14 protein-coding genes are annotated in these 16,038 nt (G+C 71.6%); 8 read left to right on the top strand and 6 right to left on the bottom strand.

Annotated elements, in window-relative coordinates:
• Positions 1-896: solute carrier family 23 protein (locus tag ABZ885_RS23065; RefSeq protein WP_360191663.1), on the top strand; the 896-nt coding region annotated here is incomplete at its 5' end.
• Positions 897-1,091: 195 nt separating this feature from the next.
• Here ABZ885_RS23065 and mmsB read toward each other — a convergent pair.
• The 3 genes from mmsB to chvE all read right to left on the bottom strand — a co-directional run bounded on the left by mmsB (position 1,092) and on the right by chvE (position 5,086).
• The gene (gene mmsB, locus ABZ885_RS23070) at positions 1,092-2,327 is read right to left on the bottom strand and encodes a multiple monosaccharide ABC transporter permease (RefSeq protein ID WP_360191666.1); all 1,236 of its coding nucleotides are present in this window, start codon (positions 2,325-2,327) and stop codon (positions 1,092-1,094) included.
• Between the two features lie 3 nt (positions 2,328-2,330).
• Positions 2,331-3,878: a multiple monosaccharide ABC transporter ATP-binding protein gene (gene mmsA, locus ABZ885_RS23075; RefSeq protein WP_360191669.1), complete on the bottom strand. Its 1,548-nt coding sequence runs from the start codon at positions 3,876-3,878 to the stop codon at positions 2,331-2,333.
• Between the two features lie 113 nt (positions 3,879-3,991).
• Positions 3,992-5,086, bottom strand: coding sequence for a multiple monosaccharide ABC transporter substrate-binding protein (gene chvE, locus ABZ885_RS23080; protein ID WP_360191671.1), 1,095 nt, complete (start codon positions 5,084-5,086; stop codon positions 3,992-3,994).
• An 804-nt stretch (positions 5,087-5,890) separates the two neighbouring features.
• Between chvE and ABZ885_RS23085 the strand changes: the two genes are divergently transcribed.
• The 4 genes from ABZ885_RS23085 (at position 5,891) to araA (ending at position 11,129) form a co-directional block, all read left to right on the top strand.
• The gene (locus ABZ885_RS23085; RefSeq protein WP_360191674.1) at positions 5,891-6,922 is read left to right on the top strand and encodes a LacI family DNA-binding transcriptional regulator; all 1,032 of its coding nucleotides are present in this window, start codon (positions 5,891-5,893) and stop codon (positions 6,920-6,922) included.
• A gap of 330 nt (positions 6,923-7,252) precedes the next feature.
• Positions 7,253-8,944, top strand: a complete 1,692-nt coding sequence (locus tag ABZ885_RS23090; RefSeq protein ID WP_360191677.1) for a ribulokinase — start codon at positions 7,253-7,255, stop codon at positions 8,942-8,944.
• Positions 8,941-9,624, top strand: coding sequence for an L-ribulose-5-phosphate 4-epimerase (locus tag ABZ885_RS23095; RefSeq protein ID WP_360191679.1), 684 nt, complete (start codon positions 8,941-8,943; stop codon positions 9,622-9,624). The genes ABZ885_RS23090 and ABZ885_RS23095 overlap by 4 nt, the downstream gene beginning before the upstream one ends.
• On the top strand, positions 9,621-11,129 hold the full coding sequence (araA, locus tag ABZ885_RS23100; RefSeq protein WP_360191681.1) for an L-arabinose isomerase: 1,509 nt from the start codon (positions 9,621-9,623) through the stop codon (positions 11,127-11,129). The genes ABZ885_RS23095 and araA overlap by 4 nt, the downstream gene beginning before the upstream one ends.
• 163 nt (positions 11,130-11,292) lie before the next feature.
• Here araA and ABZ885_RS23105 read toward each other — a convergent pair whose 3' ends face one another.
• Positions 11,293-12,213, bottom strand: coding sequence for an NADP-dependent oxidoreductase (locus ABZ885_RS23105; RefSeq protein ID WP_360191684.1), 921 nt, complete (start codon positions 12,211-12,213; stop codon positions 11,293-11,295).
• A 59-nt stretch (positions 12,214-12,272) separates the two neighbouring features.
• The gene (locus ABZ885_RS23110; RefSeq protein WP_360191687.1) at positions 12,273-12,860 is read right to left on the bottom strand and encodes a universal stress protein; all 588 of its coding nucleotides are present in this window, start codon (positions 12,858-12,860) and stop codon (positions 12,273-12,275) included.
• 194 nt (positions 12,861-13,054) lie between these two features.
• Between ABZ885_RS23110 and ABZ885_RS23115 the strand changes: the two genes are divergently transcribed.
• Positions 13,055-13,417 (top strand): S26 family signal peptidase, encoded by a 363-nt coding sequence (locus ABZ885_RS23115; RefSeq protein ID WP_360191690.1) that lies wholly within the window; start codon positions 13,055-13,057, stop codon positions 13,415-13,417.
• A 47-nt stretch (positions 13,418-13,464) separates the two neighbouring features.
• On the top strand, positions 13,465-13,977 hold the full coding sequence (locus ABZ885_RS23120) for an NUDIX domain-containing protein (RefSeq protein ID WP_360191693.1): 513 nt from the start codon (positions 13,465-13,467) through the stop codon (positions 13,975-13,977).
• 154 nt (positions 13,978-14,131) lie between these two features.
• On the opposite strand, the gene ABZ885_RS23125 is transcribed toward ABZ885_RS23120, so the two are convergent.
• Complete coding sequence (locus tag ABZ885_RS23125; protein WP_360191696.1) at positions 14,132-14,800, bottom strand: TetR/AcrR family transcriptional regulator; 669 nt, start codon at positions 14,798-14,800, stop codon at positions 14,132-14,134.
• A gap of 248 nt (positions 14,801-15,048) precedes the next feature.
• Between ABZ885_RS23125 and ABZ885_RS23130 the strand changes: the two genes are divergently transcribed.
• Positions 15,049-16,038: alpha/beta fold hydrolase (locus ABZ885_RS23130; RefSeq protein ID WP_360191699.1), on the top strand; the 990-nt coding region annotated here is incomplete at its 3' end.

Raw genomic sequence — 16,038 nt, forward strand, 5'->3', positions numbered from 1 at the left:
TGCCCGAAGCAGACCGTCACCGACGGGCCGCCACCGCCCTGTTCGACCTGCCCGTCGCCCGGGTCCGGGTGGCCGGTCTCGCGGGGGTGGTCGATCTGCCCGGCGGCTCCGAACTCGCGGCGCTCGGCAGCCTCGGCGTCCTCGGTACGGCGCTCGCGTTCGCACTGATCGCCTCGGCCGAGAGCCTGTTCAGCGCCGCGGCCGTCGACCGCCTGCACGACGGCCCGCGCACGGACTACGACCGCGAACTGCTCGCCCAGGGAGTCGGCAACACCGTCTGCGGACTCCTCGGTGCACTCCCGATGACCGCCGTGATCGTGCGCAGCGCCGCCAACGTGCAGGCCGGCGCCCGTACCAAGGCCTCCCGGGTACTGCACGGACTGTGGCTGCTGCTCTTCGCCGCACTGTTCCCGGCCGCGCTCTCGGCCATCCCGCTCGCGGCCCTGGCCGGCGTCCTGGTGCACGCCGGCGCCAAACTGGTCCCGCTCCGCACGCTGCGCCCGCTCTGGCGGGCCGACCGCGGCGAGGCGGCCATCCTGACGGTCACCGCCCTGGCCGTGGTGGTGACCAACCTGCTCGAAGGCGTGCTGCTCGGTCTGCTCCTCGCGGTGCTCAAGAGCGCCTGGGACACCTCTCACCTGCACATCGCCGTCACCGATCCGGCCGACGGCGCCGTCCGGGTGACCCTGCACGGGAATGCCACCTTCCTCCGGCTGCCCCGGCTGCTGGAAACCCTGGAATCCCTGGAGGAACTGCCGGCGGACCGCCCCGTCAGCCTCGATCTCTCCGGCGTGCGCCACCTCGACCACGCCTGCCGCAGCGCCCTGGAACTCTGGCAGGAGCGCCACAACCGCAGCGGCTCCGCCGAGTTGGTCGGGCTTCCGGCGGCGGCCTGACCGGAGGCCCGGCGCCGGGCGGGCACGAAGTCCCCGGACGCCGGGCCGTGCAGGTGGAGCGGCACCGCCTCCGAGCGGCGGCGGCCTTCCGGGCCGGCCCAAGACATCGGCTGGAGCAGCCACGGCACATGCGGGGACCGGCGCGGTGTCCACGATCACCGTTCCGGTCCCCGCACGCGCTGGGGGCGGGCCAGGTCAGGAACCGGCCTTGCGCTTGTTGTAGACGTCGAAGCCGACGGCCGCGAGGAGCACCAGGCCCTTGATGACCTGCTGGTAGTCGGTGCCGACGCCGACGAGCGACATGCCGTTGTTCAGCACGCCCAGGACCAGGCCGCCGATGATCGCGCCGAGGACGGTGCCCACGCCACCGCTGGCGGAGGCGCCGCCGATGAAGGCGGCGGCAATGGCCTCCAGTTCGAAGTTGATGCCGGCCTGCGGCGTGCCGGCGTTGAGCCGTGCCGCGAAGACCAGTCCGGCGAGCGCTGCGAGGACGCCCATGTTGGTGAAGGCGAGGAAGACGACGCGCTTGCTCTTCACCCCGGACAGCTTGGCCGCGGCCTCGTTGCCACCGATCGCGTAGGTGTGACGGCCGATGATCGAGTTGCGCATCAGGTAGCCGAAGCCGACCAGCAGGGCGCCGAGGATCAGCAGGACGATCGGCACGCCGTGGTAGCTGGCCAGCAGCAATGTGAACGCGACCACGGCCGCCGTGATCACGGCGAGCTTGGCCAGGAACAGTCCGAGCGGGAGGACCTCCAGCCCGTACGAGGCGGTCTGGCGACGCCCGCGCACTTCCTGGAGGACGGCGACGGACAGCACCGCGACGCCCAGCAGCAGGGTGAGGTTGTGGTAGTCGGTGTGCGGGCCGACCTCGGGGAGGAACCCGCTGCTGATGCCCTGGAAGCCCTTGGGGAACGGGGCGACCGACTGACCCTGCAGCAGGATCTGGGTGCCGCCGCGGAACAGCAGCATGCCCGCCAGGGTGACGATGAAGGACGGGATCCCGAGGTAGGCGATCCAGAAGCCCTGCCAGGCGCCGGCGAGCGCCCCGATCGCCAGCGCCACGAGCAGGGCCACCGGCCAGGGCAGGTGGTGCTTGACCATCATCACGGCGGCGGCCGCCCCGACGAAGGCGGCGAGTGACCCGACCGAGAGGTCGATGTGCCCGGCGATGATGACGATCATCATGCCGATCGCCAGGATCAGGATGTAGCCGTTCTGCTGGATCAGGTTGGTGATGTTGAGCGGCTGGAGCAGGATGCCGTCCGTCCAGATCTGGAACAGCAGCACGATCAGGGCCAGCGCGACGAGCATGCCGTACTGGCGTACGTTGCCGCGCAGCGCACCGGCCAGGGCGGAGCCGATGGACCGGCTCGGGGCCGCACGAGGCGCCGTCGGGGACGAATCCGGGATGATCTCGGTCTGGGCCATGCCTCACACCTGCTCGTTGCTGGATGCGGTGCTCATGGTCATGAGCCGCATGAGGTTTTCCTGGGTCGCGTCGGCACGGGCGACCTCGCCGGTGATCCGGCCTTCGGCCATGGTGTAGATCCGGTCGCAGAGGCCCAGGAGTTCGGGGAGTTCGGACGAGATGACGAGCACGGCCTTGCCTTGGGCGGCCAGCTCGGCGATGACGGCGTAGATCTCCGCCTTCGCGCCGATGTCGATGCCCCGGGTGGGCTCGTCGAGGATCAGCACCTCCGGTTCGGCGAAGATCCACTTGCTGAGGACGACCTTCTGCTGGTTGCCTCCGCTGAGCGTGCCGGTCCGGGTGAACACCGTCGGGGCCTTGATGTTCATGGTCTGACGGAACGATTCGGCGACCCTGCTCTCCGCGTGCCGGTCGACCCGGCCGTACCGGGCGACCTTGCCGAGTGCGCTCAGCGAGATGTTCCGGCTGATGTCGTCGATGAGGTTGAGCCCGAGGTGCTTGCGGTCCTCGGTGACGTAGGCGAGGCCGTGTCCGATCGCCTCCGGCACCGTCCGGGTGCGGATCTCCCGGCCGTGCAGCCGCACCCGCCCGCCGCCCCACCGCCCGTACGAGCGGCCGAAGACGCTCATCGCGAGTTCCGTGCGGCCGGCGCCCATCAGCCCGGCGATGCCGACGATCTCGCCGCGCCGCACGTTCAGCGAGGCGCCGTTCACCACGGTGCGGTGCTGCTCGATCGGGTGCCGGACGGTCCAGTCCTCGACCTCGAAGGCGATCTCGCCGACCTCGGGTGTGCGTTCGGGATAGCGGTGTTCCAGGTCCCGGCCGACCATGCCGCGGATGATCCGGTCCTCGGAGATGCCCTCCGGGCCGATCGCGATGGTCTCGATGGTCCGCCCGTCGCGAAGGATGGTGACGGCGTCGGCGACCCGGGCGATCTCGTTCAGCTTGTGCGAGATGATGATGCAGGAGATGCCCTGCGCCTTGAGTTCCAGGATCAGGTCGAGGAGCTTACGGCTGTCCTCGTCGTTCAGCGAGGCGGTCGGCTCGTCCAGGATGAGCAGCTTGACCTTCTTGGCGAGCGCCTTGGCGATCTCGACCAGCTGCTGCTTGCCCACGCCGAGGTCCGCGACCCGGGTGTGCGGGCTCTCGTCGAGGCCGACCCGGCGCAGCAGTTCGGCGGCATGGGTGAGCGTGCGGTGCCAGCTGATGATGCCCCGGGTGGCGTGCTCGTTGCCGAGGAAGACGTTCTCGGCGATGGACAGGTACGGCACCAGGGCCAGTTCCTGGTGGATGATGACGATGCCGCGCTGCTCGCTGGCCCGGATGTCCTTGAACCGGCAGGGCTCGCCCTCGAAGAGGATCTCGCCCTCGTAGCCGCCGTGCGGGTAGACGCCACTGAGCACCTTCATCAGGGTGGACTTGCCGGCGCCGTTCTCGCCGCAGACGGCGTGCACCTCACCGGCGGCGACGGTCAGGTTGACCTCGGAGAGCGCATTGACGCCGGGGAACGACTTGCTGATCGACCGCATTTCGAGAACGGGTCCAGCCATGGTGTGCGTCCGTATCGTTCGGGGCGGTGCGGTGGGGGAGGAGGCCCCGGGGCCGGAGAGCCCGGGTTCCGCACAGCCGGTTTCGGCGCGGGCCCGTCGACCGGGCCCCCGGGCTACTTGAGCTGGTCCGCGGTGTACTGGCCGCTGTCGACCAGGACCTGCTGGTAGTTGTTCTTGTCGACGCTGACCGGCTGCAGCAGCTGGGCCGGAACGGTCTTCACCCCGTTGTTGTACTGGGTGGTGTCGTTGACCTCGGGCTTTCCGCCGGTCAGCAGTGCGTCGCCCATCTGGACGGCGGCCTTGGCGAGTTGCCGGGTGTCCTTGTAGACGGTCTGGGTCTGCTCGCCCGCGATGATCGACTTCACCGAGGCCAGCTCGCCGTCCTGGCCCGTGACGATGGGCAGCGCCTTGGCCGTGCCGTAGCCGACGCCCTTGAGCGAGGAGAGGATCCCGATCGAGATGCCGTCGTACGGCGACAGTACGGCGTCGACATGGGCGCTGGTGTAGGCCTTGCTCAGCAGGTTGTCCATCCGGGACTGGGCGACACCGCCGTCCCAGCGCAGCGTGGCGACCTGGTTGAACTCGGTCTGGCCGCTCTGCACGACCAGCTTCTTCTGGTCGATGTACGGCTTGAGGACGCTCATCGCGCCGTTGAAGAAGAAGGTGGCGTTGTTGTCGTCCGGCGAACCGGCGAACAGCTCGATGTTGAACGGCCCCTTGCCGTCCTTGAGGCCGAGCTTGTCGGCGATGTAGCCGCCCTGGAGCACACCGACCTTGTAGTTGTCGAAGGTCGCGTAGTAGTCGACGTTCTGGGTGCCCCGGATCAGCCGGTCGTAGGAGATGACCGGGATGTGCGCGTCGGCGGCCTTCTGCAGCACATTGGTGAGGGAGGAACCGTCGATGGCGGCGATCACCAGCAGCTTGGCGCCCTTGGTGATCATGTTCTCCACCTGGGAGACCTGGTTCTCGACCACGTTGTCGCCGTACTGCAGGTCGGTCTTGTAGCCCTTGGCCTGGAATTCCTTGACCATGTTGGTGCCGTCGTTGATCCAGCGTTCGGACGACTTGGTCGGCATCGCGATGCCCACGAGGCCGCCCTTGGCGTCGCCCTTGGCCGCCCCGTCGCCGGCGCCGTTGGCGCTCTGGCCGCAGGCGGCCAGCGAGAGCGTCAGACCCACTGCGACGAGGCCCGCTGAAAGCTTCCGCACTAGTTCCTCCAGTGATGGTGTTCCGCGACCGGCACAGAGCGACCCTGGTCGGGCGACCGGGAGCGGTCGGGCGGCGCCGGCCGGAGCGGGGCCCGGTGCCGTGGAAGGGCGGGCTGCGGCAGCTCTGGCCTGGCGTGACATGAAGTGTTAACGCTCACAAGAGTGGCGTCAAGAGGAGTGGGATCATTGCTGGATCCCAGCGGCCCGGCAGCCGGTTTGACGGGGCGTGCGCCCACCGGAGAGGGCTGTTCCGGAGTGCTTCGTCTGAGCATTCGACAGGAGACGGGCCAGGGGCGGCTGGAACGCCTGGGTACCGAGGCCGCGGCTCGACGGTCGCGGCTCGCCGGTGGCCCCGCTCGCGCCGTGACCGCCGTCCGGCCCGCGCGGTTCGTCGTGCACGACGTCGACCGGTGCGCCGGGTGTGCCTCGGAGCGCCGGCCGGCGCAGCGCTCCGGTGTGGTCGGGCTTCCTGGAGTCCTGAGCGCGAGGTGGAGCCGGCTGCCGTCCGCGCAGGGTCCGCGAACCGGGAGCGGCCTGGCCGCGCCCATCCTCACCGCCCCGGCCCTGGTCCGATCACGCTGAGTGCCGATTCTCTCACCGGTCGCCGTCGCCGTGCGGGAACGGGGTGGGTGATCTCGGCGATCACCTCCGCGGCGCGGCTGTGAGCGTTAACTTGGCAAGGGTGGCACATGCCGGCTCCCTGTATGGCTGGTATGAAGAGACGGCTCACGGTTGAACCGAGGGTGACGGATTGGCCCGGACCCGGTCGCGTACTGTGGTCCGCAGCCGAGGAGGGAAGTGCGAGTGGGAACCGACAGCACCGGGACGGAATCGCGCCAGCCCGTGATGGCGGACGTGGCGAAGCTGGCGGGGGTGTCCCACCAGACGGTTTCCCGGGTGCTCAACGGCGCCCCGCACGTGCGGCCCGACACCCGGGACCGGGTGCTGGCGGCCATACGGGAGCTCGACTACCGGCCCAACTCCGCCGCCCGCGCGCTGGTCACCCGGCGCTCGCAGACCCTCGGGGTGGTCAGCTTCGACTCGACCCTGTACGGCCCCGCGTCGATGCTGGACGGCATCGAGCGGGCCGCGCGCAGCGCCGGGTACTTCGTCAGCGTGACGAGCCTGCGCTCCCTTGACGGCCGTTCGGTCCAGGAGGCCGTCGACCGGTTGCGCGACCAGGGTGTGGAGGGCGTGGTCGTGATCGCGCCGCAGACCGCGGCCGTCAGTGCGGTGTCCCGGCTCTCCAGCTCGGTGCCGATCGTCGCGGTCGGTTCGGGTAACCAGACCCAGCTGCCGATGGTCTCGGTGGGCAACCGCTACGGTGCCGGAGAGGCCACCGGCTACCTGCTCGACCTGGGCCACCGCACGGTGCACCACCTCGCCGGGCCGGCCAACTGGCTGGAGAGCAAGGACCGGGAGGAGGGGTGGCGGCTGACGCTGCAGGCGGCCGGGGCCCCCGTGCCCGAGGTGGAGCGCGGCGACTGGAGCGCTCGTTCGGGCTACCAGGCCGGGCTGCGGATCGCCGGACTGCGTGGCGTCACCGCCGTCTTCTGTGCGAACGATCACATGGCCCTCGGCCTGCTGCGCGCCCTGCACGAGGCGGGTCGGTCGGTCCCGGACGAGATCAGCGTGGTCGGCTTCGACGACATTCCGGAGGCCGCCTACTTCACCCCGCCGCTGACCACCGTGCGGCAGGACTTCGGCGAGCTCGGCAGGCGGGCCCTGGAACTGCTCGTCGGGGAGCTGGAGGGCGGCACGTCCTCGCCGACCCATGTGCAGATCTCCCCGGAGATGGTGTTGCGGCGCAGCGCAGGCCCGGCCATCGGGCGCTGAGCCGGGGGCTCCGGCATCCGGTCCGCAGTGCAGCGCGCGCTGCCCCGAACACCCGGCTTGGCGGGCTCCGCTCGCGTGAACCTCTCTTGACAGCATGTTTGTTAGCGCTAACAATTCCTGTGAGCGTTAACAAGTGAACGCCATTCCCCGTCGGCCGGGCCACCCGATCCCGTTCCTGTGAGCCCGGCCGACGGCCAGACGTTCCGCCCTTCGGAGGGAGAGGCGGCGGAACGAAGCCTGTCGCCGGCGCGCACCCCCTGCCCCGGTCGAGGAGCACACCGGCGACAGGCGACAACCGAGGCCTCCTGTACGAAGGATGAGGAAGCAACCGTGATTCCTGCCGCCCCCGACCCGGACCGGTATGTCGTCGGCGTCGACTTCGGTACCCTCTCCGGCCGCGCCGTGGTGGTCCGCGTCCGGGACGGCGAGGAACTGGGCACCGCCGTGCACGACTACCCGCACGCCGTCATCGAACGCGAACTGCCGGGCACCGGACTGGCGTTGCCGCCCGACTGGGCGCTGCAGCACCCGGCGGACTGGCGCGAGGTGCTGTGCACCGCCGTCCCGGCCGCGCTCGCCGCCGCCGGCGTCGACCCCGTCCACGTCATCGGCATCGCCACCGACTTCACCGCCTGCACCGTCCTGCCGGTGCTCGCCGACGGCACCCCGCTCGCCGAGACGGACGGCTGGGCGTCCCACCCGCACGCCTGGCCCAAGCTCTGGAAGCACCACGCCGCGCAGCCCCAGGCGGACCGGATCAACGCACTGGCCCACGCCCGCGCCGAGAGCTGGATCTCCCGGTACGGCGGCAGGATCTCCGCCGAGTGGCAGTACGCCAAGGCCCTCCAGGTCCTGGAGGAGGACCCGGCCGTCTACGCCGCCTGCGAGCGCTGGATCGAGGCCGCCGACTGGATCGTCTGGCAGCTCACCGGCGCCGAAAGCCGCAACACCTGCACCGCCGGCTACAAGGGCATCCACCAGGACGGCGGCTACCCGGGCGAGGACTACCTCGCCGCGCTCCACCCGGGCTTCGCGGACTTCGCCCGGACCCGTCTGGAGCACCCGCTCTCCCCACTCGGCTCCCGGGCGGGCCGGCTGACCGCGCAGGCGGCGGAGTGGACCGGCCTGCCCGCCGGCACCCCCGTCGCAGCCGGCAACGTCGACGCCCACGTCGCCGCGCCGGCCGCCCGGGCCGTCGACAACGGCCAACTCCTCGCCATCATGGGCACGTCCACCTGCCACGTGGTCAACGGTGCCGCCCTCGCCGACGTCCCCGGCATCTGCGGCGTGGTCGAGGACGGCATCGTCGCCGGCTCCTACGGATACGAGGCCGGCCAGAGCGCCGTCGGTGACATCTTCGCCTGGTGGCTGCGCCAGGGCCTGCCCGCCGACTACCTGGCCGAGGCCGAGGCGAACGGCGAGGACCTGCACCGGCTCCTCACCCGCAAGGCCGCCGGCCAGCCCGTCGGTGCGCACGGACTGGTGGCGCTCGACTGGATGAACGGCAACCGCTCCACCCTGGTCGACCACCACCTGTCCGGGGTGATCGTCGGTCTCACCCTGGCCACCCGCCCCGAGGAGATCTACCGGGCCCTGCTGGAGGCCACCGCCTTCGGCACCCGCGTCATCGTCGAGGCCCTGGAACGGGGCGGTGTTCCGGTCACCGAGTTCGTCGTCACCGGCGGCCTCAAGAAGAACGCCCTGCTGATGCAGATCTACGCCGACGTACTGCGCCGCCCGGTCTCGGTCGCGGAGTCCGAGCAGGGCCCGGCCCTCGGCTCCGCGATCCACGCCGCCGTCGCCGCCGGAGCGTACCCCGACGTGCGGACCGCGGCCGCCGCCATGGGGCGCGTGCACCGGGGTGCCTACCAGCCGGACCAGGCCGCCGCCGACACCTACGACCGGCTCTTCGCCGAGTACCGCGCCCTGCACGACCACTTCGGCCTGGGCGCCGACAAGCTCCTGCACCGCCTGCGCGACATCCGCAACGCCGCCCTCACCACACCGAGCGAGGCTCCGTGAACGCGACCACCGACCTCATCCGCCGCCAGGTCAGCGACCTCCACCAGGAACTGGTCCGCTACGACCTGGTGGTCTGGACGGCCGGCAACGTCTCCGCCCGCGTCCCCGGCGAGGACCTGCTGGTCATCAAGCCCAGCGGCGTCTCCTACGACGAGCTGACGCCCCGGAACATGATCGTCTGCGACCTCGACGGCAACGTCGTCGAGGGCGAGCACGCGCCCTCCTCCGACACCGCTGCGCACGCCTACGTCTACCGCCACCTCCCGGAGGTCGGCGGAGTCGTCCACACGCACTCCACCTACGCCTGTGCCTGGGCCGCCCGGGGTGAGGCCGTCCCCTGCGTACTCACCGCGATGGCCGACGAGTTCGGCGCCGAGATCCCGGTCGGCCCGTTCGCCCTGATCGGCGACGACTCGATCGGCCGCGGCATCGTCGACACCCTCAAGGGCCACCGCTCTCCCGCCGTCCTGATGCAGAACCACGGCGTCTTCACCATCGGCAAGGACGCCAAGGCCGCGGTCAAGGCCGCCGTGATGTGCGAGGACGTCGCCCGCACCGTCCACCTCTCCCGCCAGCTCGGCGAACCGCTGCCGATCGCCCAGGCGGACATCGAGAGTCTCAACTTCCGCTACCAGAACGTCTACGGCCAGCCCCAGGCCGGGCGAGGAGCCACCGCATGACCAAGCCACTCGAAGGCCGCGAGGTCTGGTTCCTGACCGGCAGCCAGGGACTCTACGGCGAGGAGACGCTGCGCCAGGTCGCCGAACAGTCCCAGCGGATCGCCGCAACCCTGAACCGTGCCTCCGCCGTACCGGTCGAGATCGTCTGGAAGCCCGTCCTCACCGACGCGAGCGCCATCCGCCGGGTCTGTCTGGAGGCCAACTCCACGGACGACTGCATCGGCCTGATCGCCTGGATGCACACCTTCTCCCCGGCCAAGATGTGGATCGCGGGACTCGACGCCCTGCGGAAGCCGCTGCTCCACCTGCACACCCAGGCCAACGTCGAACTGCCCTGGGACTCCATCGACATGGACTTCATGAACCTGAACCAGGCCGCTCACGGCGACCGCGAGTTCGGCTTCATCCAGTCCCGTCTCGGACGCGCCCGCAAGACCGTCGCCGGACACGTCGGCGAACCGACCGTGGCTGCCAGGGTCGCCACCTGGGCCCGCGCCGCCGCCGGCCGCGCCGAACTCAGCGGTCTCAGGCTCGCGCGCTTCGGCGACAACATGCGCGACGTGGCCGTCACCGAGGGCGACAAGGTCGAGGCCCAGCTGCGCTTCGGGGTCTCCGTCAACACCTACGGCGTCAACGAGCTGGTGGCCGCGGTGGACGCGGCCGACGACGGCGACGTCACCGCACTGACCAAGGAGTACCAGGACAGCTACCGCCTCGCGCCCGAACTGCGGGCCGGCGGGGAACGCCACGTGTCGCTGCGCTACGCCGCGCGCATCGAGCTCGGCCTGCGCGGCTTCCTGGAGCAGGGCGGATTCAAGGCCTTCACCACGAACTTCGAGGACCTCGGCGGGCTGCGCCAGCTGCCCGGCCTCGCCGTCCAGCGGCTGATGGCCGACGGCTACGGCTTCGGCGGCGAGGGCGACTGGAAGACCGCCACCCTGCTGCGGACGCTCAAGGTGGCTTCCACCGGGCAGGCCGGCGGCACCTCCTTCATGGAGGACTACACCTACCACCTGGAGTTCGGCAGCGAGCTGATCCTCGGCGCGCACATGCTGGAGGTCTGCCCGAGCATCGCCGCCGGCACCCCCTCGTGCGAGATCCACCCGCTCGGCATCGGCGGGCGCGAGGACCCGGTCCGCCTGGTCTTCGACGCCGAGCCCGGCCCGGCCGTGGTGGTCGGCCTCGCCGACCTGGGCGACCGCTTCCGGCTGGTCGCCAACGAGATCGACGTGGTTGCGTCACCGGAGCCACTGCCCAACCTGCCCGTCGCCCGTGCCGTCTGGAGGCCGCGCCCGGACCTGCAGACCTCCGCCGAGGCCTGGCTGACCGCCGGCGCGCCGCACCACACCGTGCTCTCCGGTGCGCTCGGCACCGAGGAGCTCGACGACCTCGCCGAGATGCTCGACGTGGAACTCCTGGTGATCGACGACGACACCACGATGCGCCGTTTCACCAAGGAGCTGCGCTGGAACCAGGCCTACCACCGGCTGGCGCAAGGGCTGTGACCCCTGCGGTCCCCTGCGCGACGACGCCCGCCCGTACAGCGGGCGTGGCCTCTTCCTCGCGGTGTCGCGGATCAGCCGCAGCCGGAACGGGGTTCCGGCCTGTGCGTTCCAGCCTGGATGCGGCCCCTGCCACGCGCGCTCCCGGCAACACGCGCAGGGCACGTCACGGCACGATGACCAGCTTCCCCCGGGTGTGGCCGGTACGGCTGGCGTCGAAGGCCGCGCCCGTACGCTCCAGCGGGAAGGTGTCCGCGACCTCGACGGTCAGCGCGCCCCGGTCGGCCATGGCGGCCAGTGCGGCCAGCGCGGCGCCGTCCGGGCGGACCCAGATCCAGTGGCCGCCGTGCCGCTCCGCGGTCGGATCGGCGACGGAGACGTGGCGCCCGCCGTCGGCGAGCACGGCCAGCGTCGTCTCCAGCTGGCCGCCGACGAAGTCCGCCACGGCCGTCACCCCGGCGGGGGCGATCGCGCGCACCCGCTCGGTGAGGCCGTCCCCGTAGCTGACCGGCTCGCCGCCCGACTCGCGGACGAACGCGTGGTTGCGCTCCGAGGCGGTGCCGATCACCCGCGCCCCGCGGTCGCGGCCGAGCTGGACGGCGAGGCTGCCGACGCCGCCCGCGGCGCCGTGCACCAGCAGCACGTCCTTCGGCCCGACCGCGAGCCGGTCCAGGCCGCGCAGTGCGGTCAGGCCGGCCAGGGGGAGTCCGGCCGCCTGCGCCCAGTCGAGCGCGGCGGGCTTGCGCGCCACGGCGGGGGCGGCGACCGTGACGTACTCGGCGAAGGTGCCGGCCTGGACCACGTCCTTGCGGGCGTAGGCCATCACCTCGTCCCCGGGCGTGAACTCGGGGGTGGCGGGGCCGACCGCGGCGACCTCGCCGGCCACGTCCCAGCCGGGGACGACGGGGAAGACGGTGTCCATCATGCCGTCCAGGCCGCCCGCCATGACCTTCCAGTCGACCGGGTTGACGGCGGCCGCGCGGACCCGGATCAGCACCTGGCCGGGACCCACCTTGGGGTCCGGCACCTCGCCGTAGCGCAGGCGGGAGTTGTCCCCGGCGTACGAGTCGTAGGTCACCGCGCGCATGAACCGACCTCCAGGGCAGGATGCGCTCGTCCTCGGGTGGGCGGGCTCCGTCGGCCACGCTATGCCGGGGGCGGGCGATCGGCACCTGTGCCGACCCGTCGGAGCGAACCGGGGCGGGTGACGCCGGCGCGGGGGCCGGGCACCGACCGCGGGACACCGCTACCGCCCGTCGGGCGGGGAGGGATCGTGGCGGTGCCCGGTGCGGGTTCCGGCCGGACCAGCAGCACCTGACAGGGCGCGTGGTCGACGACGAACCGGGTCGCGGGGCCGAGGCTGTGCGGTCCGAGACGGCTGCGGTCGCCGTCGCGGGCGAGTACGAGCAGGGTCGCGCCCTCGGCCGCCGCGACGACCTCGCGCTCGACCCGCCCGGTGCGCTCCACCTGGGCGCAGGTCCGTCCGAGATGCCCGGCCGCGGCGTAGAGGAGCCGTCGGGCGGATGCCTCCGCCAGGGTCTCCACCCGGGTGCCGGGGTCGCGCTCGGGGTGGCCGCGACCGAGCAGCCCGGCGAACGCGCCGTGCGCGACGCCGGGGATCTCCTGGCCGCTGACATGGAGCAGGACGATCCCCGCCTCCGCGGGTGCGTGGGCGCGGGCGGCGTCCACGCAGGCGGGCCAGGTGCCTTCGGTGATCCAGACGACGACGGTCACGCGGTCCCTGTGCGCGGTGGCGACAGGTCCTGACGGATCGGCGCTGGCCGTCGACTCGCGGCCCAGGTCTACCGACTGCCGCAGCGAGTTAGGGGCTACTGATCATAGGCGCAGGATCAGGCAACGTTCGCCTCGTCGGTGGTGGGGAGCGAAAATCCGTAGGCCGACCCGGCTGAGTCTGCGACGATCGCCGGATGGGTGCATTGGACGGAGTGGCGGCCAGGGTTGCCGGCGGGGCCACTGTCGAGTTCCGGCCGAGCGGGTCCTCGATGGTCCCGCTGATCCGCAGTCGGCAGCTGGTGGTCGTTGCCCCTGTCGACCCGTCGAAGCTCGAGGCCGGCGACATCGTCCTCGCCCGTGTCGCCGGGACGGTGTACTTGCACCTGGTGTCGTCCCTCGATCCGGTCAAGAGGCGCGTGCAGATCAGCAACAACCGGGGCCGCATCAACGGCTGGACCGGCCACGACCGCGTTTTCGGCATCTGCGTCGCGGTTGACGGGCTCTCCCGGGCCGGTGCCGCGGGCAAGACGCTGGCCAGCCCTCAAAGCCGGTCCTGAACGGGCTGCCAGGAGATATGACAGACGGTCGTGGGATCGTGGGTGCCGTGGATGAACCCGTAGAACGCGTAGATGATCAGGATCGGGTGCTGACGGTGGTGGACCGTGCCGAGGCCGTCCGTCGGGGCTGGCTGCACCGCATCGCGACGACGATCTGCCGTGATCAGCAGGGGCGGGTACTGGTCTACCGGCGGCCCGAGAACCGGTCCTGGTTCCCCGGCCTCCACGAGGTGATGTTCGGCGGGGCCGTGGACGTGGGCGAGTCCTATGAGCAGGCGGCGGCCAGGGAGTTGGTCGAGGAGCTGGGCGTACACGTGCCGGTGCGCTTCCAGTTCAAGTTCCTGTGCCGGGGGGCGATCAGCCCGTACTGGCTCGGCGTGCACGAGGCCGTGATCACGGGCGAGGTGACGCCCGACCCGCAAGAGGTCGCCTGGCACGGTTGGCTGACGGAGACGGAGCTGCGAGACGCCGTGCGGCAGTGGCGCTTCGTTCCGGACGGGCTTGAGGCGTTCGATCGCTATCTCGTGCATCGCCACGAGGTGCCCCAGACCTGGTCGTGACGTGGGACGGTCCACACGGGTCGGGCGAGTCGTGACGAGCCCGGGGCCGTGCGGCCGTGTCCCGCTCTGGAAGCAGGACACCCGCACGATCACCACCGCCATCCGCTCGGCGTCAGGCGACAGAACGATGTAAAGCCCCAGGAGGTGCCGGGGGTCAGGCCTCGGGCGTGGGTGCCTCCGGTGTGGCCGGTCCGGTAGCCGATCCGGGCGGCAGGACGTACAGCCCCGCGCGGGCCGCCAGGGTGGCGGCTGTGGCGGCGCGGTCGGCGTCGGCCGGGCCGACGGGTTCGCCGTTGATGTACATCCGCAGGTAGAGCGGGGCGACGGTGGCCCGGATCACCTCGTGGGGGTCGGTGCCGGCCGGGACCTCGCCGCGGGCGATGGCGTCGCGGACCGCGACCGAGCAGATGTCGCGGCGGTGGGCGAGGACCGAGGACAGCGCCGTGCGGGCCGAGGGGGAGCGGGTGGCGGCGGAGACCATGGCCTGGAGCCAGGCCCGGTGGGCCGGGTCCTCGTTGAGGGTGACGACGGCGCGTGCCACGGTGCGCAGGTCGTCCTCCAGGCTGGCCGATTCGCCGAGGCCGATGGTCACCGCGAGCTCGTCGGCGAGGTCCACCACGATGTTCTCCAGGCTTCCCCAGCGCCGGTAGATGGTGGTGGCGGCGATGTTGGCGCGGGTGGCGATCCGGTCGACGCGGGTGTCCGCGTAGCCGTTCTCGACCAGTTCGGCGAGGGTCGCCTCCAGGACGGCGGTGCGGGTGCGCGCCGTGCGGCCTCCGGGGCGCCGGCTGCCGGGCGCGTGGGAGGTGGGCTGCTGCGTCATGCCGTCCAAATGCCAGTCCTCTTGCGTTAAGGCGGGTGTCTTTGCCAGGATCAAGACTAATGCAGATCGACCTGCATTAGCTCGGGGGGTGGGCTCGGTGCTGCGCGCCGCCATGCCCGCACGGCGTCACGGTGCGCGTGCGGTCGGCAGGCGCGCGGGCCGTGCCCGGATCGTGGTCCGCCCCCGCGCCGGACGCGCCGGCCGACGCCCTGTCGACCGGCCGAGCGCCAGCCAAGGAAGGCAGACTCATGACCATTCCCCACGTGCGACACCGGTTCGTCGAAGTGGACGGGGTGCGCGTCTTCTACCGGGAGGCCGGACCCGCCGACGCGCCGACGCTGCTGCTCCTGCACGGCTTCCCGTCCGCCTCACACCAGTACCGCCGGCTGATCGACGCACTCGGCGACCGCTTCCACCTGGTGGCGCCGGACTACCCCGGCTTCGGGCACACCGAGGCCCCGGACGGCTTCCGGTACTCCTTCGACGCGCTCGCCGACGTGACGGAGCGCTTCGTGCAGGCCCTCGGGCTGACCCGGTTCGCGCTCTACGCCTTCGACTTCGGCGGCCCGGTCGGCCTCCGGCTGGCCACCCGGCACCCGGAGTGGATCACCGGCCTGGTCGTGCAGAACGCGAACGCCTACGAGGAAGGCCTGTCCGACCTGGCCCGCGGCGCCATCGCGAACCGGCCCGGGGTCCCGGGTGCGGAGGGGGCCGTGCAGCCGCTGTTCACGCTGCCGGTCACCCGCAGCCAGTACGAGGGCGGCACCGCCGAGCCGGCGCTGGTCGACCCGGACGGGTGGACCCTCGACCAGCACCACCTGGACCGTCCCGGCCGCAGGGAGGCCCAGACCGAGCTGGCCCTCGACTACCACAGCAACGTCGATCTCTACCCGCAGTGGCAGCAGTGGCTGCGCGAGCACCGCCCGCCGACCCTGGTGCTCTGGGGCGTGAACGACGCGTTCTTCCTCCCGGCCGGCGCCCGCGCCTTCCTCCGGGACGTGCCGGACGCGCGGATCCACCTGTTCGAGACCGGTCACTTCGCGCTGGAGGAGTGCCTGCCGGACATCGCCCCGCTGATCGCGGAGTTCCTCGACGGGATCCCGGCCGCCCGTCCGCGGCTGCGGATCGCGGTCCTGGGTGCGAGCGGGAACCTGGGCGGCGCCGTCGCCCGCGAGGCGGCCGCCCGGGGCCACCTGGTCACCCCGCTCGGCCGGGCCGACGCGGACGCGGCCGATCCC

Origin of the sequence: Kitasatospora sp. NPDC047058 (assembly GCF_040643935.1) — a bacterium.
Taxonomy (GTDB): Bacteria; Actinomycetota; Actinomycetes; order Streptomycetales; family Streptomycetaceae; genus Kitasatospora.